Origin of the sequence: Hymenobacter wooponensis (assembly GCF_004745865.1) — a bacterium.
Classification (GTDB): domain Bacteria; phylum Bacteroidota; class Bacteroidia; order Cytophagales; family Hymenobacteraceae; genus Hymenobacter; species Hymenobacter wooponensis.
This window is the reverse complement of record NZ_SRKZ01000002.1, coordinates 21,118-44,761: the sequence shown is the minus strand read 5'-3', so window position 1 is coordinate 44,761 and position 23,644 is coordinate 21,118. Positions and strand designations below refer to the sequence as shown.

General features: G+C 54.7%; 17 protein-coding genes and 1 tRNA gene. 5 read left to right on the top strand and 13 right to left on the bottom strand.

Annotation, left to right across the window (positions count from 1 at the left end):
- Positions 1–140 precede the first annotated feature (140 nt).
- Together EU557_RS06295 and EU557_RS06290 are read left to right on the top strand one after the other, a co-directional pair.
- Positions 141–6,431 (top strand): alpha-2-macroglobulin family protein, encoded by a 6,291-nt coding sequence (locus tag EU557_RS06295; RefSeq protein WP_135529588.1) that lies wholly within the window; start codon positions 141–143, stop codon positions 6,429–6,431.
- A gap of 201 nt (positions 6,432–6,632) precedes the next feature.
- Positions 6,633–7,109, top strand: a complete 477-nt coding sequence (locus EU557_RS06290) for a hypothetical protein (protein ID WP_135529587.1) — start codon at positions 6,633–6,635, stop codon at positions 7,107–7,109.
- A gap of 119 nt (positions 7,110–7,228) precedes the next feature.
- Here EU557_RS06290 and EU557_RS06285 read toward each other — a convergent pair whose 3' ends face one another.
- The 8 genes from EU557_RS06285 to EU557_RS06250 all read right to left on the bottom strand — a co-directional run bounded on the left by EU557_RS06285 (position 7,229) and on the right by EU557_RS06250 (position 13,173).
- Positions 7,229–7,555, bottom strand: a complete 327-nt coding sequence (locus tag EU557_RS06285) for a 2Fe-2S iron-sulfur cluster-binding protein (RefSeq protein WP_135529586.1) — start codon at positions 7,553–7,555, stop codon at positions 7,229–7,231.
- Positions 7,556–7,627: 72 nt separating this feature from the next.
- The gene (locus tag EU557_RS06280; RefSeq protein ID WP_135529585.1) at positions 7,628–8,641 is read right to left on the bottom strand and encodes an NAD(P)/FAD-dependent oxidoreductase; all 1,014 of its coding nucleotides are present in this window, start codon (positions 8,639–8,641) and stop codon (positions 7,628–7,630) included.
- A gap of 210 nt (positions 8,642–8,851) precedes the next feature.
- Positions 8,852–9,589, bottom strand: coding sequence for an SDR family oxidoreductase (locus tag EU557_RS06275; RefSeq protein ID WP_135529584.1), 738 nt, complete (start codon positions 9,587–9,589; stop codon positions 8,852–8,854).
- A gap of 74 nt (positions 9,590–9,663) precedes the next feature.
- Positions 9,664–10,554, bottom strand: coding sequence for an AraC family transcriptional regulator (locus tag EU557_RS06270; protein WP_135529583.1), 891 nt, complete (start codon positions 10,552–10,554; stop codon positions 9,664–9,666).
- Positions 10,555–10,651: 97 nt separating this feature from the next.
- Complete coding sequence (locus tag EU557_RS06265; RefSeq protein ID WP_135529582.1) at positions 10,652–11,059, bottom strand: hypothetical protein; 408 nt, start codon at positions 11,057–11,059, stop codon at positions 10,652–10,654.
- Between the two features lie 175 nt (positions 11,060–11,234).
- Positions 11,235–11,308 (bottom strand) — tRNA-Arg (locus tag EU557_RS06260).
- A gap of 144 nt (positions 11,309–11,452) precedes the next feature.
- Complete coding sequence (locus tag EU557_RS06255) at positions 11,453–12,163, bottom strand: TVP38/TMEM64 family protein (protein WP_245326184.1); 711 nt, start codon at positions 12,161–12,163, stop codon at positions 11,453–11,455.
- A 71-nt stretch (positions 12,164–12,234) separates the two neighbouring features.
- On the bottom strand, positions 12,235–13,173 hold the full coding sequence (locus tag EU557_RS06250; RefSeq protein WP_135529580.1) for a DUF2167 domain-containing protein: 939 nt from the start codon (positions 13,171–13,173) through the stop codon (positions 12,235–12,237).
- Between the two features lie 217 nt (positions 13,174–13,390).
- Here EU557_RS06250 and EU557_RS06245 point away from each other — a divergent pair, with 217 nt between their 5' ends.
- The 3 genes from EU557_RS06245 (at position 13,391) to EU557_RS06235 (ending at position 17,898) form a co-directional block, all read left to right on the top strand.
- Positions 13,391–14,530 (top strand): cystathionine gamma-synthase, encoded by a 1,140-nt coding sequence (locus EU557_RS06245; protein ID WP_135529579.1) that lies wholly within the window; start codon positions 13,391–13,393, stop codon positions 14,528–14,530.
- 214 nt (positions 14,531–14,744) lie between these two features.
- Positions 14,745–15,470: an SGNH/GDSL hydrolase family protein gene (locus tag EU557_RS06240; RefSeq protein ID WP_245326183.1), complete on the top strand. Its 726-nt coding sequence runs from the start codon at positions 14,745–14,747 to the stop codon at positions 15,468–15,470.
- Positions 15,471–15,780: 310 nt separating this feature from the next.
- Complete coding sequence (locus tag EU557_RS06235) at positions 15,781–17,898, top strand: beta-galactosidase (protein ID WP_135529578.1); 2,118 nt, start codon at positions 15,781–15,783, stop codon at positions 17,896–17,898.
- Between the two features lie 125 nt (positions 17,899–18,023).
- Here EU557_RS06235 and EU557_RS06230 read toward each other — a convergent pair whose 3' ends face one another.
- From EU557_RS06230 to EU557_RS06210, 5 genes are all read right to left on the bottom strand, one after another.
- Positions 18,024–19,385: a lipopolysaccharide biosynthesis protein gene (locus EU557_RS06230; protein ID WP_167855104.1), complete on the bottom strand. Its 1,362-nt coding sequence runs from the start codon at positions 19,383–19,385 to the stop codon at positions 18,024–18,026.
- Positions 19,386–19,508: 123 nt separating this feature from the next.
- The gene (locus tag EU557_RS06225) at positions 19,509–20,294 is read right to left on the bottom strand and encodes a glycosyltransferase (protein ID WP_135529576.1); all 786 of its coding nucleotides are present in this window, start codon (positions 20,292–20,294) and stop codon (positions 19,509–19,511) included.
- 53 nt (positions 20,295–20,347) lie between these two features.
- Complete coding sequence (locus EU557_RS06220) at positions 20,348–21,529, bottom strand: glycosyltransferase family 2 protein (protein ID WP_135529575.1); 1,182 nt, start codon at positions 21,527–21,529, stop codon at positions 20,348–20,350.
- A 90-nt stretch (positions 21,530–21,619) separates the two neighbouring features.
- Complete coding sequence (locus EU557_RS06215; RefSeq protein ID WP_135529574.1) at positions 21,620–22,507, bottom strand: glycosyltransferase family 2 protein; 888 nt, start codon at positions 22,505–22,507, stop codon at positions 21,620–21,622.
- 63 nt (positions 22,508–22,570) lie between these two features.
- Complete coding sequence (locus EU557_RS06210) at positions 22,571–23,566, bottom strand: WaaS/CpsH family glycosyltransferase (RefSeq protein WP_135529573.1); 996 nt, start codon at positions 23,564–23,566, stop codon at positions 22,571–22,573.
- Between the last annotated feature and the right edge of the window lie 78 nt (positions 23,567–23,644).

Genomic DNA, 23,644 nt, shown 5'->3' with positions numbered 1-23,644 from the left:
GCAGGTAGCCAAGCAGATTACGGTGATTTTATAGCTGATTTTCAGGCGGAGGCAATGTTTTTTACCGCCGTTGTTATGGAATCAAGCTGAACGAGGCATCTACTTTTTACCAACTTGCTTTTGCTATCCGTTCCTGACTTATGCGCTCCTTCCTGTTCAGCTTACTGCTCCTGCTGATGTTGTTCTCCACTGGCTCTTCCCAAACAACCCCACCTAGCAAAGGCGGCGGTAATAATGCGGCTACCTGGAAGAAGATTGATCAGCTGCTAGCGAAAGATCAGACCACTTCCGCCGGCAAACTGCTAGAGCCCATTTATCAAGCTGCCCGCCAGCGGCAAGACACGCCAGAATACCTTAGGGCCTTGCTCTACAAGCTGCGCCTGCTGGAGGTGAAGGAAGAGGATGCCGATGAAAAGGCTATTGCGCTGGTAGAAGTCAATCTGAAAACAGCCCCTTTCCCGGCTAGGCCTATCTTGCACAGCCTGCTAGGCCAGCTCTATGCGCAATACTACCAGCAGAACCGCTATCAGCTCTACGACCGCACCCGCACCGCCCCCAACTCAGCCGATGCCAGCGCCAACGACATCAGCACCTGGGATGCCGCGCGCTTGGGTAGCGCCGTAGTGCAGCATTACCGCGCCTCTCTTATGGATGAGCCCCAACGCCAGCAGCAAATGAAGCTGGCTGCGTTAGGCTATGCCGTGCGGGGCGGCGACGCCGAAAGTCGCGCTCTACGCCCCACGCTATATGATTTGCTGGCACAACGGGCCGTGGATGGCCTTCAGAACGAAGAGTTTTACGTGACGCGGCCCGCCGAGCAGTTTGAGTTGACGCGCCCGGCGTTATTTGGGCCAGCTGAAGAATTTGCCCGCCTCAAGCTGGAAGCCCCCAAAGCCGACTCGCTCAATGGGCAGTTCCATGCCTTGCGGGTGCTGCAGCAACTCACCCAGTTCCGACTAACGGATACCAAAAACCAGGCGGCCCTGGCCGATGTGGAGCTGAAGCGCCTGCGCTTCGTGAAGCAGTTCACCCAGCGCCCTGATGTCGACTCGCTCTACCGCCGGGCGCTGGCACGCGCCGCCGAAACGTTCCGAGCGCTGCCAATCAGTGCCGAGTTTACGGTGGCTGAAGCGCAAACCTGGGAGCAAAGCCAGCCTTCCAAAGCCCGAGAGTTGGCGCTGGAAGCCGAGAAGCGCTTCCCCAAGTCGCGCGGAGCGCAGCTGGCGCGGGATTTACGCCTTCGGCTGGAGGCCGTAGAGCTGCATTTTACAACCGAGGATGTTGTGTTGCCTAATCAGCCGTGGCTGCTGAAGCTGAACGTGCGCAACGTGCCGATGCTTTATGCTAAGGCCTACCGCCTCACCACGGCCCAGGCCATCCGCCAGTTGGAACGCCCCCGCGACACGGATGGCACCACCGCCAGCTTCCGCAAAACCTACGCCCGCGCCCTAGCCGCCGCGCCTGCCGCCACTTGGGCCCTGACCGTGCCTAGCCCCGCCAATTATAAGTCGCACACGGTGCAGCAGGCCGGCCCTGCGCTGCCACTAGGCCACTACCTGATTGTGCTGAGCACTTCTAACGAAAATTCTACTAAAGAACAGCCTGGCCTCACTACAGTTTACTCCACCCTGACGGTGAGTGAGCTGAGCCAGGTCCGCCGCAACGCTGCTGCTACCGAGGGCCCGGAGCTGCTGGTGCTGCATCGGCAGAGCGGGCAGGCGCTGGCCGGAGTGCAAGTGCTGCCTTTCTTTCAGTACTTTAACGGAACTGCTCGCCGCCATGAGCAGCAGCGCGGCAAGCAACTGCCCACTTCCGCCGAAGGACAGTTCCAGATTCCGCTAGGCCTCTCTATGGGCCAGAACGCGGCGCTCCGGGCAGTGCTACTCACCAAAGGGTCCGATTCGTTGCTGACCGAGGGCAGCGGCTACTATGGCCCGCGTCGCCCCAACCGGGACCAGGAACAGGCCCAGCGACGCACCTTCCTCTACACCGACCGCGCCATCTACCGGCCCGGCCAAACGCTGTATTTCAAAGGCATTCTGACCGAAACCCGCGCGGGCAAGTCGCAACTGCTCCCGAAGCAAGCTGTGTCCGTGCGCCTCGTAGACGTGAATGGGCAGACTGTGCAAACGCTGCCCTTCACCACCTCCGACTTCGGCTCTTTCCACGGCTCCCTGGTACTCCCGACTGGCTTACTGAACGGCGAAATGAGCCTGCAAACCGACGAGGGCAGCGTAGGCTTTGCGGTGGAAGACTACAAGCGCCCCACGTTCCAGGTTACGTTTGAGCCGGTGCAGGGCACGCCCATCCTAGGCCAGTCCGTGACGGTGCGGGGCAAGGCAGTGGCCTACGCGGGCCAGCCCATTGATGGGGCCACCGTGCAGTACCGCGTGGTCCGCCGCACCTTCTGGCCATTTTTCGGGCGGGGCTACGGCGGCAGTCAGCCAGAGCTGGAAATCCTCAACGGCACTGCCCAGACTGATTCGGCGGGTGGCTTCAGCATTACGTTCACGGCGAAAGGGGAGGCTCTAGGCCAGGCAAAGCGCGGACCCTGGCAGCCCGGCTACGTGTTTGAGGTAACGGCCGACGTAACCGACGCGGCCGGCGAAACCCGTACTGGCGAGCAGCGCATCAGCCTCGGCACCAACGCCCTAACCCTGCGTCTGGAGCTGCCGGCTCTGCTCAACCGCGAACAGATGCCCATACCGCGCCTGCTCAGCACCAACGCCACCGGCGAGGCCCTGCCTGCCCGCGGCCAGCTGAAGCTCTACCGCCTCACGCCGCCCGCCACTGGCCTACGGCCCCGCGCCTGGGACCGGCCCGAGCGGGAAGCCCTCAGCCGCGCCGAGTTTAAGCGCCAGTTCCCGCTCGATGCCTATGGGCAGGAGGATAATAACAGCACCTGGGCCCGCACGCTGGTGCTGGAACAGGCCTTCGATACCGAGAAAACCACTGCGCTACCTGGCCTACAAACGGCGCTAGGCCAGCAGCAGCCCGGCTGCTACGTGCTGGAAGCCACTGCCCCGGCAGTTGGAAGCGGGCCGCTGGTTACGGCGGAAGCACGGTTTACGCTGTACTCAGCCACCAGCAAGCAACTGCCTGTGCCCACCCCCGATTGGTTTGTAAGCCTACAGGACAGCGTGGTGCCCGGCCAGCCTGCGCGCTTCCTGGTAGGCAGCTCCGAAGCCGGCGCCCGTGTGCTGTTGCAGGCCGAAGCCAAAGGCGAAACCCTGCGCCAGGAGTGGCTCACGCTAGCGGCCGGAGAGCAGCGCGTGGTAGAAATACCCGTGACCGCCGCCCTCGATGGCAATCAGCTCTACGTTCACCTCACCCAAGTGCGCGACAACCGCCTCTACCTGCGCTCAGCCACCGTGCAGGTGGCTACGCCGCCCGCGCCGCTGGTGCTCAGCATCGCCTCCTTCCGCGACAAGCTCCAGCCCGGTCAGAAGGAAACTTGGCGCGTCACCATTCACCAAACAGTCGGCAAGCCCGCTCAAGCGGAGCTGTTGGCCACGCTTTACGATAAGTCGCTGGATGTTTTCCGGCCCCATTCCTTCACGGAGCTGGAGTTTCCCAAACCCTATTATCCGGCCTTGCTAGCCTGGCAGGGGCGGTTTGGAGTGGAAGCGTCAAACAGTTTGTCTAATCAAGTATTTGATCGAGTTACTAAAATTTCCTATCCTCATCTAAATATGTGGGGGTTTAATGGAGAAGATCTGGAGCAGTTCTTTACTCGTTCTGTAAAAGGCAATGCCGATAACCACGCTGACTTATCGGGTTTAGAAGTACAACAGGCGCTATCTGGACGAGCGGCAGGCGTAAGCGTCAGGATTAGAGGTAGTGCAAGCGTACCAGCTCCTGCCGCCATGATGGCAGCCGACTCCAAGCAGCTAAACGAAGTCGTGGTAGTAGGCTATGGCATCCAGCAGCGGCAAAGCATAACAGGAAGCGTCGCAACAGAAAAGCAACCGCAGCGCGACCTGACCGCCGTGCAAGCCCGCACGGATTTTCGGGAAACGGCTTTCTGGATGCCCGCACTGCGCACCAATGCCCAGGGCGAAACCATGCTGGAGTTTCAGATGCCTGAAGCTGTAACGCGCTGGCAGCTGCTGGCCCTAGGCCACGACCAGCAGCTGCACAGTGGCCTACTGACCCGTGAGCTGGTAACGCAGAAGCAGCTGCAGGTGACGCCCAACGCCCCGCGCTTCTTCCGCGAGGGCGACCAGCTGCGCCTCACCGCCAAGCTCAGCAACCTCACCGACCAGCCCCTGCGTGGCACGGCCCAACTATTCCTCTTCGATGCCCGCACCCAACAGCCGCTCGATAGCAAGCTGCTGAAAAGCGCCGGCCAGGTTGCCTTCGACCTCAAAGCCAACCAAAGCTCTGGCCTAGGCTGGGACCTCACCATCCCCGAAACTGCCGAGAATCAGGTGCCAATTGAAGCCATTACTTACCGCGTGGTAGCCTCCGGGCAGGTAACCGGAGCTGGTTCCCAGCTTTCAGGAAAAGAGCAGCGCAAGCAGCGCCGCCAGAACAAACTGGCAACTGTGCAGGACGGCGAGGAAAACACACTGCCGGTGCTGCCCAACCGGACTCTCGTTACCGAAAGCCTGCAACTGCCTGTTGTGGGGCCGGCTACGCGGGAATTTGAGCTAAAGAAATTGACCAGCACTACCTCTGCCACGCGCCGCAACTACTCGCTCACACTGGAAATGACTCTCAACCCAGCTTGGTATGCTGTGCAGGCCCTGCCTTACCTAATGGAATACCCCTATGAGTGCTCGGAGCAGGTATTCAGCCGTCTCTATGCCAACTTACTGGCTGCCAATATTCTGCAGAGCAATCCGCGCTTTAAAACCATGCTGGCCGAGTGGCAACGCGCCGCCCAGGCCGGCGACAAAGCGGCCCTCACTAGCAAGCTGGAGCAAAACCAGGAGCTGAAAAATCTACTCTTGCAGGAAACGCCCTGGGTGCGCGATGCTCAAACGGACACCGAGCACATCCGCCGCCTCGCGGAACTGTTCGATGAGCCCCGCCTCAAAGCTGAAATTGCCCGTGCCCTCACCAAGCTTGCTCGAATGCAGCAGCCCAACGGTGCCTTCCCGTGGTTTGAGCGCATGCCCGACGACCGGTACATCACCCAGCTCATTGTGGCCGGTTTCGGCAAGCTGCAGAAGCTAGGCGCCTTCGATGCTCGCCAGCAGCCGGAAGCCCAGCAGATTCTGCAAAAGGCCCTGGGCTATCTCGATGGTGAACTAGCGCGCGACTATACCGCCCTGCGCAAGCAACCTAAGGTAGACCTGAAGCAAAACCACCTAACAGATCTACAGATTCAGGCCTTGTATGCGCGCAGCTTCTGGGCTGCTCAGGCCGTAGCGAAAGATGTGCAGCCGGCTCTGGCCTACTATCAGGAGCAGGCCGCCACCTATTGGCAAGCCCAGACGCGCTACTTGCAGGCTCAGATCGTGCTAGGTCTGCATCGGCAAAAGAAGCAGCCAGCCGTTGTAAAGACTATTATGCAGGGACTCAGTGAAAATGCGCTGCATTCGGAGGAAATGGGCACGTACTGGAAAGAGGTGCGTGGCGGCTACTATTGGCAGGAGGCACCCACCGAAACCCAGGCTACCCTAATAGAGGCTTATGATGAGGTGCAAAACGATCAAAGGTCAGTAGATGAAATGAAGCTGTGGCTGCTCAAACAGAAGCAAACCCAGAACTGGGAAAGCACCCGCGCCACCGCCGATGCCTGTTACGCCCTTCTGCTACGCGGCTCCGACTGGCTCCAGCCTACCCAGCCCATTCAGGTGTCTGTAGGAGGGAAGCCCGTAGTGCCTACTGCTCAGCAAGCTGGCACGGGCTACTTCAAAACCACTTGGGCGGCCGCCGACATCAAACCCGCCCAAGGCAAGGTAACTGTGCAAAAGACCGAAGCTGGAGTGGCCTGGGGCGCACTCTATTGGCAGTATTTCGAGCAGCTAGATAAGATTACGCCCGCCGCTACACCCCTGAGCCTAGAGCGCCAGCTCTACCGGGAACAGCGTACCGCCGGCGGCCCCGTGCTCCAGCCCATTACTGCGGCCACGCCCCTGCGCGTCGGCGACGTGCTGGTGGTGCGCCTCGTGTTACGCTCCGACCGCGCTTTGGAGTACATGCATCTTAAAGACCAGCGGGCGGCAGGCCTAGAGCTTATTGGCCAGACTTCCGGCTATCGCTACCAAGGTGGCCTAGGCTATTATGAAAGCCCGCGCGATGCGGCCACCAACTTCTTCATAAGCTATTTCCCGAAGGGCACGCACACCTTTGAGTACCGCTTGCGCGCCGCACAGAGCGGTAACTTCAGCGGTGGCCTCTCGCAGTTACAGTGCCTATATGCCCCGGAATTTACGGCTCATTCAGCGGGCACGCGGGTGCAGATTGCGCCGCAGCCTTAACTAGGCAACCCTCGCACTTCTCGCCTGATTACAGAACCTAAAAAATCTTGCACTGAGCATCATCTTCGGAAGGATACTTAGGCTTTTTCGTGGTTAAAATGCGCTATTCAGTAGATGAACTGCGCATTGAGCCCGTTCGAGCTGAAGTGGGGTTGAGTCTAACAGTTATGAGCCTTACCTTTGCAGCCTTTCTCTTTCAGAATGATGATGATGCGTAAGCTATATGTGTTGATGGCCGGGCTGCTGTTGGGCAGTGTTCCGGTGCTGGCTCAGGGCGAAAAACAGCCTTCGGTTTCTGCTACCGTTACACCCACTGCACTGCCTGGGGAAGAAAAACTTTCGGCCCAGGAGCGGGCTGAGCGGGATTTTTTGATGCCCGTACGGCGTAAACAAGCAGCTGCCCTGCGCGCAGCCGCACACGATGAAGTAGCAACTCAGCCAGCGGTGGAGGCCACTGCCCGGGCGTTGGAAGCTACTCCAGCTCCCAAAACCGAAGAAGTAGAGACAAAGCCTACGTACCACAGGCGCTCTACCTCGTCGCATCGGAGCAGCTCTAGCCATAGCAGTCATCGTTCGAGCTCTTCCCACCGCAGTAGCAGCACGAAGCGCAAGTCCAGCTCCAGCTCCTCAAAAAAGAAAACCAGCAGCTCTAAAAAGAGCACTCATCGTCGGCGCTAGGTTGGCGCCAGACGTAGAAAAAGCCACCGGGCCCACCTGCATGAAGGTGGGCCCGGTGGCTTTTTCTACGTCTGGCTAGGCCTCTTGCTTTGGCAAGTAACCTGCCTACTGAAATCGTTCTAGGCCTGTTGAGGCATTAGGCGTAGCACTAGGCCATCAAGCCGCGATGTAACACGTACCTGGCAGGAAAGACGGCTGCCTTGGCTCATGACAGGCAGGCTTTCTAGCATATAGAGCTCTTCATCCGACGGCTCATCTAGAGCGGGGCCAGCCAGTACCTCAATATGGCAGGTGCCACACAAGGCCATGCCACCGCAAGTAGCCTGAATGTCGTAACCCGAAGCTTTCAGCACTTCCATCAGGCTTAGGCCCATATCGGTGGGCGCTATTACCTCACGCCGATGGCCAGGGGCCTCCTCTACATATACGCGTACTTCGTCAGTCATAATTTATCAGTTACCGGTTGCCAGTTGCCGGTTGGCACAGCATGTACTGGCAACCGGCAACTGGTAACTCAATTACAAGGTGGGTACCCCGTTTACGGTCGTGTACTTGAGCACGTATTTTTTATCGGGGTTGATGTATTTAAAGGCGCCCTGGCACATCAGCGCTGCCTCGTGGAAGCCGCAGAGAATGAGCTTCAGCTTGCCGGGGTACGTATTGATGTCACCGATAGCATAAATGCCGGGCTCCGAGGTAGAATAGTCCACCGTGTTCACCTTCACGGCATCATCTTCCAGCTCTAGGCCCCACTCACCGATAGGGCCCAGCTTGGGGGTAAGGCCGAACAGCGGAATAAAGCTATCCACGTGCAGGGTTTCCGGCTCGCCACTATTAGGCGTGATGGTTACGGCTTCTAGCTGCTCGGGGCCGTGCACGTGCGTAACGTTAGAAGAAAGTACTAAGCGTACTTTGCCGGCGTCGTGCAGGTTTTTCACTTTCTCAGCCGAGTCGGCGGCGCCGCGGAACGTGGTGCCCCGGTGTACCAGGGTTACCTCTTTCGCTACATCAGCCAGGAAAATGGTCCAGTCGAGAGCGGAGTCGCCGCCGCCAGCAATAACCAGGCGCTTGTCGCGGAACGTCTCGGGGTCGCGCACCATGTAGTACACGCCCTTGCCGCTTTCGTAATTCTCCAGATTTTCGATGGCGGGCTTACGCGGTTCAAACGAGCCTAGGCCACCAGCAATAGCAATGGCTTTGCACAGAATTTCGGTGCCATCGGTAGTGAATAGCTGGAAGGAGCCATCCTCGAGCTTAGCAAAACGCTCTACCCGCTCACCTAAGGTAAATGTGGGGTGGAAGGGCTCAATCTGGCGCATGAGGTTGCTCACCAAGTCTCCGGCCAGCACTTCCGGGAAACCCGGAATATCATAGATAGGCTTCTTCGGATATATCTCGGAGAGCTGACCACCCACTTGGGGCAGTGCATCCACCACGTGGCAGCGCAGTTTCAGCAATCCGGCTTCGAATACGGCGAACAGCCCCACCGGGCCGGCCCCGATAATGCAGATATCGGTGGAAATAGAATTCATCAGCAAAAAGTGAAAACAAACAAACGGCCCATGGCCATGCTCATAACAGCTAGCCAGGCAAAAACGTTGGGCTAGTGCGCAAGTGCGGGTGCAAAGATAGGCACGGCTGCGTCAGTGGCACAGCTTTCAGATACATCTGCTTTTCAATCGCTCCTTACAACAAAAAAAGCTCCTCTGTATGGAGGAGCTTTGTTAGTGCCTATGCAGGTTTTACCACGGACTGATGCCTGTTTCTGGGGCATTATCGTCGCTGAAAAACTGACTGGTTGGGCCATCAGGGCCTAGCATGGCCGCTTTCACCAAGCGAGCAGCCGCATCGGTCACGCTACCCGGCCCGCTATGATGATTGAAGTCGGTGGCAGTGTAGCCAGGGTCTACGGCGTTTACTTTGAAAGGAGTGTCGCGCAGCTCGTAGGCCAGCATCACCGTGTAGGCATTCAACGCCGTCTTGGATGGCATATACGCGGCACCCTTCACTGCGTAATATTTCCAGGATGGGTCAGTGTGCAATGTGAGCGAGCCCAGCCCCGAGGTTACATTTACAATTCTGGGCTCCGGCGACGGCCGCATCAGGTCAACGAAAGCCTGTGTTACCTCAATTACACCAAACACGTTCGTCTCGAATACCTCCTTGATCATGTCGATGCTGCTGGAGAGAGCTGGTTGCGACATGCCTCCCAGAATGCCAGCATTATTAATGAGCACATCTAGCACCTGCGTTTTCTGGCCTAGGGTCTCGCGGGCGGCAGCTATGGATGCTCTATTGGTTACATCTATCTCAATGGGCTCTACCTGAGAGAGGCCTTCTGCCTGTAGCTGGTCAACGGCCTGCTGGCCTTTTTGTAAATCACGGCTGCCTAAGTATACATAGTAGCCATTCTGTAGTAGCTGCCGAGCTGCTTCAAAGCCAATGCTTCTGTTTGCGCCGGTAATGAGTACTGTCTTCATCTGATTGTCTTTTAATGTTCGACAAGACAAAGCTACCGGGCACTGTTGGCGCCCCTGACACACATTTTACGGTGTTACTGGTACATTTTACGGATGGAGGTGCGGTACTCGGCCGGGGTGAAGCCCGTTTCGCGCTTGAAGAAACGGTTGAAGTAAGAAGTCTCTGCAAACCCAAGGTCAAAAGCTATTTCCTTTAGGGTGCTGTGAGTGTAAAAGAGCATGCGCCGAGCTTCCAGTACTAAGCGCGCATGAATATGCTTGATAGCTGGTTGACCGCTCTGAGCTTTTACTACCTCGCTTAAATGCCCCGCCGAAATATTGAGCAGCGCTGCATACTGGCCTACCTCATGCAACTCGCGAAAACAGGCCTCAATCTTGGCCTGGTAGGTTTTGAGCAACAGCTTATCAGCCGATGGCTCGGCGCCCATATACTGCTCGGTGTATAAACGGCTCAGGTACGTGAGCAACACCGTTAGGTAAGCGGTTAGCATCCGCTGCTGCCACTCTCCGGGGCGGTGGTACTCAGCATCAAGCTTGCTTAGCATCTCTTCCACAAAGTCCCAATCTGCCGGCGTAAGTAGCAACTCATGCCCATTTTGGGGGTTCTGGATGAGCGGCAACTCCCGCAAGGAAGCGTTCTGCTCCAACGCCAGAAACTCGTTTGTAAACGTTAAGAAGGTGCCCCAGAAGGGGGTGGGGGCCTCTTTTACCAGAATCTGGTGCGGGGCACTGAAGTACAGGGTAGTCTCTTTTCGCTCATAAGCCGTCATATCTACCCAATGACGGCCAGGGTTATACTTCACAAAAACCAGCAGATAATGTGCCTTACGGTGCGGTATAAGCAAATCCTCCTCGTACACCAACGCTCCATCGGAGCGAACTATGTTGAACAGGTTGTTACCGGCTGCATGATTCCGTTTGGAAGCATACACTGGTATTGACTGCTTGCTGCTGAGCGTATACATAGCCTAAAAATACTGCTTTGTTAAGAAGCACACCTATTTATAGTCATTGGCTCAGCATAAGCAGGGTACACAGTTGTGGCAACGCTACCAGCTTATTTTAAGAAGCCACTGAGGTTCCGTAACCCAGTAAAAAGTCTTCTGCAGCAGTAACATCAGTGAACTGACGCGTAGGTAAGGCAAAAAGCTGGCTTAATATGCGGTTTACGGGCGTAGGCGCTAGACCTGCCGGATATACTTCGGCCAGCATTGCAATACCTGCTGCTAGCATAAGGCCATAGCTGCGAAAAAAAGTAGGTAGTAAATCGGTGTTCGGACCCAGCGTACGACGAACATCATAGAGCACTGTAAAGCTAGGCTGCACCTGCTCTAACGCCCGCTCCCAATCTCCTAAATAGTAGGGCAGTTGCTTGGCAAAAGTCATTTCCTCTAGCTGCTCATAGAGCAGCATGTTGAGGCGCGTATCTAGATAGATACGGTATTCTGGGCGGTAAGCAACTAAATGCATGAGGTGTGTTACGTAGAGCAGAGCAGTACTTGATAACACACCTCTCAGGAAATAAATCCCAACCTTAAAAAACAGATGTATCTACACTGTATGATAGCAGGGCATGGTAGGTTCTAGAAGTTGAGGTAGGTCTAGAAACAAAAAAAGCCCTCAGCGAGATACTGAGGGCTTTTCGTGGTCGTGTAAGGAGTCGAACCTTAAACCTTCTGATTCGTAGTCAGATGCTCTATCCAATTGAGCTACACAACCATTTTTACCGTTTTGCGGATCGTTCTTCCGTTTTGGTTGTGCAAAGATAGCGGGTAAAATTCCGGTTGTGCAAGCCAGGGCTACTATTTTGTCCCTTATTTTTTAGGGAAAGACTGCAAGGTGCTGAATTTCAGGGAAATTTTTTTATCCTTTTCTTGCGCCCTTGCCAAGCGCCCGTTGCAAAGCCCGGTTAAAAAGGAAGTAAAGGCCAAACAGCGACACCACCACTAGGCCTATCACCAGAAGTTTTCCTGTGGTACCGGTATCGGGGTCGCGGAGCAGCGCAAAAACATCTTGGGCTTTGGTGCCGAGCCAGTAGAAGAACAAGCTGCGGGGCAGCATACCTATCACTGACGCTAAGAGGAAGCGGCGCCGGTCTACGCGCATAACGGCTAGCACGAAGGTCATTAGGGCGAAGGGGAGCACCGGCGATATGCGGGTCAGGATAATCAATTGCCAGCTCTGGCTTTTGAGTTCCTGCATCACGGCATCGGCTTTGGGGAAGTGGTGCAGAAAATTCAGCATCTTCCCATGGTCGAGAGAGGCGGCAATATGGTAGCCAATAAAGGCGGCCAGCGCGTAGGCCAGTACCATCCCCGGCAGCCCCGCCCACCCCAAATAAAAGCCGGTAACTAAAGCTACAAACGTTGTTGGAGTGAAGGCAAAAGCCATGGTAAACGCAATGGCTACAAAGTAGAAAACGCTTTGGCCAGCCGTTAGATGCTCCAGCAACTCCTGGTTACGGTAAAGCATGTAGCTGAGCGAGGAACTACCCAACACGGGTAGCACCACCAGCAAAAACATGGATAGCAGCGTGGAAGCGTTTTTCTGAAATAGCTCCTTGAGAAATGACATAGGCAGGTAAACAATCGGGCCGGCTTTTGTGGGCCGGCCCGAAGGTAAGAACGTAAGAATGGCGCCGAAGGCTACGCTTCAGGCTCCGCGTTGGGGGTGGGGCCGCCAGCCAGAGCCGGCTGTTCATTCCCCGTTTCGGTGGTTTTAGCCCCAAAGAAGCGGCGAATAGCCGTCCAGGCGCCAGCTAAGAGGGCCAGCACAACTTTCCAGAACTTTAAAATCAGGGCGAAGAAGCCCACCTTCGCCAGCACTTTGCCCGCAATAAGCCCACCAATGCCGTAGGCGGCTACTTCATCTAACTTGGGGTCGAAGTCGGCGTAGCGGAGGCCTTTGCTGAAGCTTACGCCTTGCATAACGCCGGGAATGCTGCTGCGAACCTCCGCCAGCTGCCCGGGCGTACCTACTGCGTTCAGTACCAGCACGCCCTTCCGGCCTAGCAGGCGCACGTTGTAGTTGAGGGTAGTTTCGCTTTCGTCGCCAAACTTTAGCTCCTTGGCCCAGTGCAGGGCGTTGAGCTGCTTATCGTAGAAGGGCTTAGCAGCCCAGCCCACCAACGTCACCGATTCGTAACCAGCTTCGGCGCGTTCCTTGTTGGTTTCCACTAGGTCCGACTGCATATCCTTGAGCAGGTCGTCGTAGTTGATGTCATCGGCGTCGTCATCCTTCACGTAGCCCATGGCGTCGTACTGAATCACAAAGGCCCAGTTGTTTTCATCGAGCGGGCCGCGGTCGGCGGGGAAGAGCATGCCCAGGTTTTCTGCCGTGGGGTTGCCCCAGAACTTGGTCAAGACCTTCGTGCTTTGGGGCACGTCGAGGTAGCGGAAGCCCTTTGGAACGTTGATTTCGCCCACCCCATCAGGCAACGTGACGTGGCCCGTCTGGTAATGCAATGAATCCTGCATGGCCTGCATTTTGGCTTTGTACAGGGCTACGGAGTCGGGGGGCGTGCTGGCGGCGCGGGCGCTTACGTGCAAACACACGAAAGCCCATAGGAGTAGGAGTCTTTTCAAGCGAATAAATGAAAAATGATGAATAGGATTTTGCCAACAAGATAGCCATCTGCCTGAACAACCTAAAACAAGAGAAGAAGTAAACTGCTTCTACAGCAGATAAACCGGGACCTGCCTGGCCTAGGCCACCTGCGCCGTACTCGCGTGCACGTCCCTCAGACATTCCTACCTTTGCGCCCAGTGTTTACGAGACGTTAACCTTCCGCATCCCGCCCCTATGAAATTCGGAACCAAAGCCATTCATGCCGGCGTGCATCCTGACCCCGAAACCGGGGCCATTATGACGCCTATCTACCAGACCTCAACCTATGTGCAACGCTCGCCCGGCGACCACAAAGGCTTCGAGTACTCGCGTACCCATAATCCTACTCGTACCCAGCTACAGGATGCCCTGGCTGCCCTCGATAATGGCAAGCATGGCCTAGCCTTCGCTTCCGGTATGGCCGCTATTGACTGCATTGTGAAGCTGCTGCAGCCCGGCGACGAGGTGATTTCCACCAACGACTTGTACGGCGGCAGCTACCGCCTCTTCACAAAGGTGTTTGCCAACTACGGCATCAAGTTTCACTTCGTATCGATGCACGATATGACACAAGTGGAGGCCGTAGCTAATGAGCGTACCAAACTCATCTGGGTAGAAACGCCCACCAACCCGCTGCTCAACATCATTGATATTGAAGCCGCCTCGGCAGTGGCCAAAAAAGTAGGCGCCCTGCTGGTGGTAGATAACACCTTCTCGACGCCTTACTTGCAGACGCCGCTGGACCTGGGGGCCGATATGGTGATGTACTCGCTCACCAAATACATGGGTGGCCACTCCGACGTTGTGATGGGCGCCATTGTGGTGAAAGATGATGAGCTGCACGAGCGGTTGCGCTTCCTGCAGAACGCCTGCGGGGGCACGCCTGGCCCCCAGGACTGCTTCTTGGTGCTGCGGGGTCTCAAAACGCTGCACGTGCGCATGCAGCGCCATTGCGAAAACGGCCGCGCCGTAGCTGAGTTCCTCAAGAGCCACCCCAAAGTGGGTAAAGTATACTGGCCCGGCTTCCCCGATCATCCGAACCACGAGGTAGCGGCCAAGCAAATGCGCAGCTTTGGTGGCATGATTTCCTTTGTGCTGGAAGGCGACCGGAAAGAAGACGCCATAGCCGTGCTCGAGAAGTTTGAGTTGTTCTCCTTGGCCGAGAGCCTTGGAGGAGTGGAAAGTCTGTCGGGGCACCCCGCTACCATGACCCACGCCAGCATTCCGGCTGAAGAGCGCCGCAAAGCGGGCCTTTCTGATTCCTTGATCCGCCTTAGCGTAGGTATTGAAGACGCAGAAGACCTTATTGAAGATCTGAAGCAGGCAATCGGCTAAGCCCAGCTATAGCACCTGAGGGGCTGACGTCTAGGCCTGTCTCGGGCCTTACTGCCCGCCACGAAAGAACATATAGAAACCCGCTTGGTACCTGGTGCCGGGCGGGTTTCTGTTTTGGCGCGCTCTAGGCCAGTTTAGGCAACCGCCTGCTGAAAAGTGCGCCGGAACTATACGCAATCTGCTTTGGCTATAGGGCCGTACATGCACCACCCTTATGGCTACTGCTTTTCTGCGCATGCGCTTTCTTCTGCTGCTCTTCATGCTGCTCAGCTTCGGCTGCGGGCAGCACACCTCCGATCCGGCCCCTAGTACTACGGTGCCGGCACCACCCGCGCCAACTGGCCAAGTGGTGAGCTTCCTGTCGCTCGGCGACTCTTATACCATTGGAGAAGGTGTAAGTGAAGCCGACCGCTGGAGTGTGCAGCTGGCCCAGCTAGGCCAGGCTGAGGGGTTGATGAAGCCGGATATTATTGCCCGCACCGGCTGGACCACGGCAGAGCTGCAAGCTGCTATCAAATCAGCGAACAATCAAAAGACCTACGACCTAGTTTCGCTGCTTATTGGGGTGAACAACCAGTACCGCCGGCAGCCAGTAGCTACGTACCGCACAGAGTTTCGGGAGCTGCTACATACCGCCATACGGTTTGCTGGCAACCGCCCCAGCCGCGTATTCGTGCTTTCCATTCCGGACTGGGGCCGCTCACCTTACGCCCGCACTTATAACCAGGCGCAGATTAGCACCGAGATTGATCAATTTAATGCAGTAGCTCAGCAGGAGTGTCAGCAGGCACAAGGGGCCTACCTCAACATCACCGACCTCACCCGCACTGCCGCCAACGACCCCACGCACTTTGCCCCCGATGGGTTGCATTATTCAGGTAAGCATATGCGGCAGTGGGCGGAGCTGGCATTGCCCGTAGTGCAGGGCCTACTGCAGTAAGCCTGAGGTGCTCAGGTATAACTCACCAGTGCCAAATTAAGTAAGCGAATAGTCCAGTGCGTTTTGGCACTAACTAGGTGGTAATGTACAACTGGGTTTACGAGACGTAGAACCAAGCCAGTAAACAGCCTAGAATTGATGAAGGTGCTACAGTGGCATCTACTCCCGATGGCGCCAGTGCCCTTCCTAAATAGCTGAACCGTGTGCCTTTGTAACGGAGAGCGTATTTTGGCTCGCGCATGTGCCATAAGGCACGTGAGAATGTACACGTAGCACTGTGAAACCTGACTCCTCGCTTAATCCGCCAGTAATGGGCAGAACCCTTCTGAAGATAGTAGTACTAGTGTGTGTTGTTGGGGCAGTGCTGTTTACTGTGGGGCGCCGCATATATCCACAACTGCAGGAAGAAAGCAGTGGAGTAGGTGCGCCGGCAACCCTGACTAGCAATACCAGTGACGCAGTAGAGGGGGCTGGGAAAATCCCGATTGATCCGCAGCGCTGGTACCAGCTGACCAATGCTCCCGATGGTATTCCGGCTCTCTTTGATGGCATTACTAATGCCAATATTTCGCGGGGCTGGGGAAAGCTGCTAGACCACTACGAGGCGTATTATCCCTTGCAAAAGGGTGAGTCGTTTGTGATTGAAAGCGTGAAGATGTACGATGGAGAGGGCTCCAGCTCCGAGGCGCCAATGGTGCTGTCTGTCATCACCGATGCCTGGGAGCAGATCCCGATTGCGAGGTTTACGGGAAGCGAATACCAAGAATGGGTAGGCCCCGACCCAAGTGAGCCCTCTGCTTATGCCCTGGGGCAGCCCGTGCGCAATGCGCGCTACTTGGTTATCACGTCGGGAGGTATCTACCCCACTGAAGTTGAGCTTTATGGCTCTTACAAAGCAGCCAAAGTGGCTACATCCCCTAGTGCTAGTACGCTAGCCGCGCAAAAAGCCGTGAAGCTGCGGCAGATGTTCGGGGTTAACGGGTTTGAGTGGAACTTGGAGGACGGCAATAATCCGGCGGAAGTAGATCCGGCTCGGCTTAAAGCTGTCAAGAACTTCAGCGGTATTCGGCATTATCTCGATTGGGAAAAGCTGGAACCTACGCCGGATACCTACACCTTCAATCCATCGCACAACGGCAGCTGGAACTACGATGCCATGTATAGCCGGCTTAAGCAGGAAGGGGTGGAGGTGCTGGTGTGCTTAAAAACGCTGCCCAAGTGGATGCAGGAATCGTATCCTGCCACAGAAAGAGACGCCGAAAACGTTCCGGCCCAGTATGGCAAAGACCTCACAGTTCCTGCATCGTACACGGAGCAGGCTAAAGTGGCCTTTCAGTTCGCTGCCCGCTACGGCAGCAATTCTACTGTGCCACGTAACCTGATGAAGGTAAGCACCAGCCCGCCTCGCTGGACGGCCGACCCCGTGAATGAAGTGAAGACTGGCCTAGGCCTCATCCGATACATGGAGTGCGACAATGAGCGCGACAAGTGGTGGAAGGGCCGCAAAGCGTATCAAACGGCTGCCGAATACGCGGCTAACCTATCGGCCTTTTACGATGGGCACAAGAATACGCTGGGGCCAGGTGTAGGCGTGAAAAATGCCGACCCCAAGATGCAGGTAGTAATGGGGGGCCTAGCCGCTCCTACTCCTGATTACGTGAAGGGTATGGTAGACTGGTGCCGCCAGCACCGCGGCTATAAGCCCGACGGTAGCGTAAATCTCTGCTGGGACGTAATCAACTATCACCTGTACTCCAACGATGCGCATACATCTCAGGGTGGCGAGCCAACACGTGGCGCTGCCCCCGAGATATCAGAAGCAGGGCAGGTGGCTAAGGCGTTTGTGCAAATGGCCCACGAATATGCTGGCGGAATGCCCGTCTGGATTACTGAAACCGGCTACGACCTCAACCAGGGTAGTCCGTTGAAGGCTATTGCCATCGGCAAAAAGTCGGTGCAAGAAACCCAGGCCGACTGGATTCTGCGCACTTCTCTGTTGTACGCTCGTTGGGGCGTGGAGCGAGTATTTCTGTATCAGCTCTACGATGACAACCCGCAAAACCCCACTCGGTTTGGCTCAATGGGGCTGCTCAACGGCGACAAAACGCCGCGCCCGGCGGCTCAATACGTCAGCCAAGCCAACAAGCTGCTGGGGGCCTACACCTACAAGCAGACTATCCACGCCGCCCCTATTGTGGACCGCTATGAGTTGAAAGGCCGCTCAGCGTACGTGCTGGTAGTGCCCGACGAAAAAGGCCGCACGGCATCCTACACGCTCAACCTAGGCCGCGCAACCTACGCCGACGTGTATCGGCCGGCCATTGGGAAAGAAACCATGGACAAGCAGCGGGTTACGCTCCAGCAGGGCAAACTACCCCTGCAAGTGACGGAAACCCCCGTGTTTGTATTGGCTCCCAGTGCTAAGTAGCTATGGAGCTACGGAGCAGTGTGCTAGGCCTGTTGACAGATAGCAGGTGAGCAACACTACCGAAACCGAAAACGGGCGGTAGAGTGGTCTAGGCCACTCTACCGCCCGTTTTCGGTTTCGGTGTGCTATACACTCTGTACGCGTTTGAAGGAGGCTAGGAACTTAGCTAGTAGTGCTTTGCACTCTGCTAGCCCAACTCGCATCATTTCAGTCAGGGAGAGAGACAGATCTTTCCGTAGCAACAAGTACCCGAACAGGAAGCCGGAGAGTACCGTGGGGAAGCTGGCAATAGCTACGCCGTAGATGCCGTCGAAGAGGTAGATACCCGCAAAGTCGCCGGCCACGTTTATTGTCAGCATCATAAACACCTTGATGAGGTTCAGGCGGGGCTTGTTGATAACCTCAAGGGTAATGCCAGTAAACCGGTCAATAGGGAACAAGATGGCCATAGCCATGAATATGCGGAGCAAGTTGGCCGCTTCCGTCCCAATGTACTTACTGCCACCCAGAATATAAATCGGGATTTCAGCCAGCAGAATGGTGCCTCCCACAATCGGTAGCAGCACCCATGTAACAATGCCGACATTCTTGGTGAGAATATTCCTTAGCTCGGCCTTATCGTTCTTGTTGTAGGCCACTGACAGCATGGGCATGGCCGTAGCAACGGAGCTGCCCACCAGCAGCTCAATAATAATCATGAAGCGTTGCGCCAGGTTGTACACCGCAAGTGCTGCTGGCCCGAGCATGAAGTTGATGATAAACGTATCGGAGTTGCGGAACAGCGTGGCGCCAATCTGGCTGCCCACACTGTACTTACCAAAGTGTGCCAGCTCCTTAATACACTCCATACTGCGGTAACGGATGTCTCCGAGCCGAGTGTAGCCTGCCATCAGTATCACTAAGCTGGTAATGGCCGCCGCAAACAGATTGGTGTAAATAACGTTGGTCACGTTCACCTTGTGCAGCAGCAGCAGGCCAAACAAGCCCAGCACCGACATGCTTAACTGCATAGATCGTAAATACAGCAGCTTATCGAAACGCTGATCTGCCTGCAGCACGCTCATTCCCACGAAGGAGGGCAGCATAAACAGCATAGTCACCCCCGACCACTTAATGAATAGGTTGAACCCCTCATTAGCCAGCGGATAGCTCACCAGGTAAGCTCCTAAATTTAGTATGCCAAACACCACGGTAATGGCAATACTGATAACCCACGTTGAGCCCATGACCTCAGCGGCGCGCTTGACGGCCGCGCCACAATACCACCGGGTAAAAGCAGTAGTCACGAAGCCCGAACGCAGGGAGTCGGCTAGGCCTAGGATGGAATTAAAGAACACGTAAGCGCCCAGCTCCTCTACCTTGAGGTAGCGGAAAAGGAGGCCGAAATACAAGATGTTGATTGCCTGCACAGTCAGATTGCCCGTAAGCGACATCAAGTGCTTGTTGCTCAGGAACGAGGCAATTTTACTGTTCAAACTATTTCCCATTGTGTGTGTTGAGTGCCGCATTCTGGCGCATGCAGTTATGCAACGCGGCTGAGATGTAGGTCGGGTTAGATGCGGTAGGCCTTACGCAGAACGGCTGTGCTACGACAAGGCTCCTTGCAGAGGTTAGGCACTTTTGACCTTGGCTCCGAGGTGCAGGTCGTAGTTGTATTTGACTTGCCGGAAGGCCATCCTGATCATAGCAATCAAGAAGTTGTCGCTGTTGCGCCAATTGCTTCGGGTAACGGTGCTGGGCTCTTCGGCAGAGTTTTCCTGCGTGAATAAATCGTTGAAATTATCGTAGAAAAGCCCCTTCCCGTAGTTCTGAATGAAGGAAAGGCACATGAGATACTCGGTCCGGTCGCTTTTGATGCCTTCCTTGTAGCGACCAAATTTCTCCATGAAAGAGCTCCGGCGCAGGTGCGGATGGTCGCTGTAGTGGTAGATCTTGGTGGTATTCAAGTACCACGGCTTATAGAGCATCTCCGAAAAACCTTGGCCGTAGGGCTTCAGATACGGATAGGCGTAATAAGCGTAGAACCGAACAATATCAATGTCCTCGGCCTTCTGCATGATGGCGTAAGCATCCTGGAAGTGCGGCGTAAATTGCTTAGAAGGCACAAAGTCTTCCTGCACATACAGCGTGTAAGGCGTAGTAACGGCATCTTGCCCCTTATTGAGGTTGTTGCCCAAGCCTTTGTTTACAGGAGTAGTTATCAACCGAAACTGAAATTGCTTCTGCAACTCCTGCAGTGCGTTCTGGTGCACGGGCTTGCTACCGTCGTCTGATACCACAATATCTCCGAAAGTGACTCCCAGATCGGCAAAATTGCGAAGCAGCCGCTCAATGGATTTGCTGCGGTTGTAGTGCGTAATCAGGAGCGTGACCTCAGGGAAACTAGCCGTTGTCATCAGTTCAGGAGAGTAAGAGAAAGGTTAACGCGAAGAGCAAGGCGCACAGTGGCCTAGATAGTAGTGGTAGGAACGGCCACGGCCCGTTGGGCCTTGTCCCAGGCAGCAGGCTGAGAGTTGCGAATGAAGCGCCCAAAACCACGGAAGGCCGCTACGTTCATCATCGTGAAATACAGCGGGACTAGTGCCGCGCCGGCTTGCTTGCCGCGGGTAGCCATCCACCAGCCTAGGCCACTCGCCACGTAAAATAGTACTTGTAACGCCAGCAACACTGAGTAAATGCCGTGCTCAGTATAGGCCAGGTAGGCATTAAGCGGGAGTAGCAACGCCAGCAGGGCGGGGGTCAGGCTCCAGCGCAGCACCCGGTGCGAAACGTACAAAAACGTGACAATCGGCTGGCGTAAGGGGTTGAGCAGGAACGTGAGGCGCGACATGGCCTGCCAGCCGCCGGCGCAGATGCGCACTTTGCGGCGCATCTCTTCCTTCAATGAGGCAGATGGTGGCTCCATGGCATACGCCTTCGGCTCGTACACTACCTTGTAGCCCGCCCCAACAATACGCATCGACTGAATAAAGTCATCGAGGATAACGTCCTTCTCCAGCGGGTCAAACAGCTCCGTCCGGAATGATACTAGTTCACCAGCGGCACCCATTAGACTATAGATTTCCGAGTCGCAACGTTTCAGCAACGACTCATACTTCCAGTAAAGGCCTTCGCCCGAGCCCGAGGCGGTACCATCGTTGAGCACGTGCTTCTCTCCGGAAACTGCGCCCACCCGTGGGTCCTGATAGTGGGTAACCATGGCCCGCACAGCCTCTGGGTTCAGGAGCGTGTTGCAGTCGGTGAAAATGACGTAGGGGGTGGTAATGTGCTGAATAGCGCGGTTTTCGGCCAACGACTTGCCACCGCGTTCCGGAATGTGCAGGTGCTGTACTTCAGGGTAGGCTGCCAGCACTTCTCCCGAGTTGTCATTAGAGCCATCCGTGATGAACATCAGCCGCAGCTTGTCGGTGGGGTAGTCCAGCTCTTGGCAGTTGCGCACCTTAACCGCCAGAATATCCGCTTCGTTGTAGGCCGGTACTACCAGCGTAACCTCAGGCTCAAAAGTGGGTGAGAGGGGCTTCTGCGTAGTGGTTTTCCGAACCAGAAAGGCCCAAACTGCCACAAGCAGGCCGTAGCCCACGTAAGTGTAGAAAACAATGGCCAGAAAAAGCCAGAAACAGAATACAAGCATGAGCAGGAAACCTATGAGATGCGAATTAATTATTGATGCGCTGCAAAAAATATAAATGCACCGCGCAGCAGATAATTAGACTTTCAATTCTTAGTCTTGAACATTTATAGCCGGCCCCGTAATATATTCTGTCATATACTTCGTGTGAAGTTTTAACCGATTGAAGAAGGCTTGTATAATACTACCATCCTGCAATAGCTTTCGGGTAGAAGTGAAAACAATAGCTCTCGGGTCCGTTACCTGTTTTAGGTTTCCTCGTGTTTTCAGGCGAATAGCCATCCTGCCATCTTCTGATTCTTCTACGTTCTCAGCATTATTAAATGTGCGAGCCGTATGCGTTTTGAAACCGCCAGTTTCTCGGCCTATTTCAGTAACCAGGCCCATATTAAAGCCTAGGACATTTATAAATTCGCGGTGTCTTTTTCTAATAGCAATAAGAATATTGCCAATCATCTCATACACCCATAAACCCTTGCGGTCAGCGCCCTCGGCTGGTAAAAATGCATAACGACCATATACCCCCGTTATACCGGCCGATTTAATCATGGGCGCCGTCATGAGCTCAATCCAGTCTGGTGGATAAAACGTGTCGGCGTCGGCACACAGTAAATATTTGCCTTGGGCTTTGTATAGGCCTGTCTGCCGGGCATACGTTATCCCCTGCATTGGCTCAAAATAACTGGTTACCCCCAGCGTGTCTAACACCTGCTGAGTTGAGTCGGTAGAATTATTATTTATTACAATAATTTCTACTTTCAAAGAAGTGGTATTTGCCGCTAACGTAGAGAGAGTACGGTAGATATTATTTTCCTCATTCCAGGCCGGAATTACTACCGATACATCCGGAGAGGCATGCTTGAATTTACTTAAGCGCGTCCGGAGGTTTTCTACTTCAGCAGGAGTAAGGTCGGAAAAACCCTTATTCAAGAATAAGTGCTGCTGAATCCAGTTCGGGACAGAAAGCGGGGGCGTCTTCATATTTCGTTGTATTAAACCTAGTACGTAGGTTAAGTCCGCGTAAGCTTCTTAGGGAGAGGCTATTTAGGCAAATATGTTTTCCAGCCACTTATTAAGCGAGTAGTCTACTCGGCTGGGCTCCAGCTCTTTCTCTAAGAAAGAAGGCGGTAGCTTGATGTCATTTAAATCTATTATGGCTATTTGCTCTGGGTTGTAGCTTGGCTCTTTAGTAACCCAGGCATTAGTAGTTAATACTTTTTTGCCTGTGCCAATAGCATCAATTACCCGCATTGCCATTCCGGTTTGTTTGGCGTTGCTAACGTCAACAATTGCCTTCGATTTATTGAAAAGGGTAAGATATTCTTTGCGGCTCATTGGCGCAAAGCTTATTAAGCTCTTATCCAGTTTCGTGCCCTTTAGTCGTTCAATAAGATAATATCGATACGACATGTAGAAATGGCTATGCAGTTTGTACCCGTGTTGGTTGGCAAATTCCTTGAATTTAACCAGTCCCGCATAGCGCTCAGGTAAGTAAGAACCGAAGAAGAAAAAGTCTATTTCCTTGCGCTCATTCTTGGATTTGGTAGCAAGCTCTTTTACTTCATCAATGTAAAAAGTTGGGCTATACTTTATCCAAGGGTTTTGTTCTACGTCTTTGTAGTCAAAAGACAGTACTTTGTCAAATTCGCCGGTAATGTTGTAGCCATTTTCTAACTCAAGGAATGGGCTATTCACATTAGCGTCCCACTGATACATGATGGACTTTATACCCGGGTTCATGGCCTTTACTGCCCGCACAAAAGATAGTGGCATGCGTAGGCCTCGAATTACTAAAAAGTAGTCAAACTCTTTATTGGCTATTTTTTTAAGAATGGATGTGTAGTGTTTCTGCTGATATTCGTCAAGCCAAAAGGGTAAAAGCCGATTTACAATGCCATATTTAATAGAGGTGTCTCTTTCGGCGAAAAATGTAACTTCTGCGCCATGTTCCTCTATTTTCTTTATTATCTCTAAATGATATTCGTAAAACGCTACACCAATAAATAATACCTTTTTATTTTTGAAAACCTCCTGCAACATGAGTGCTCTGCGTTTGAGTGATGTTAGTGGCCTAGAGTACAGTTTGGGGAATTGGGCAGAGTAGACATGCAGTGGGGC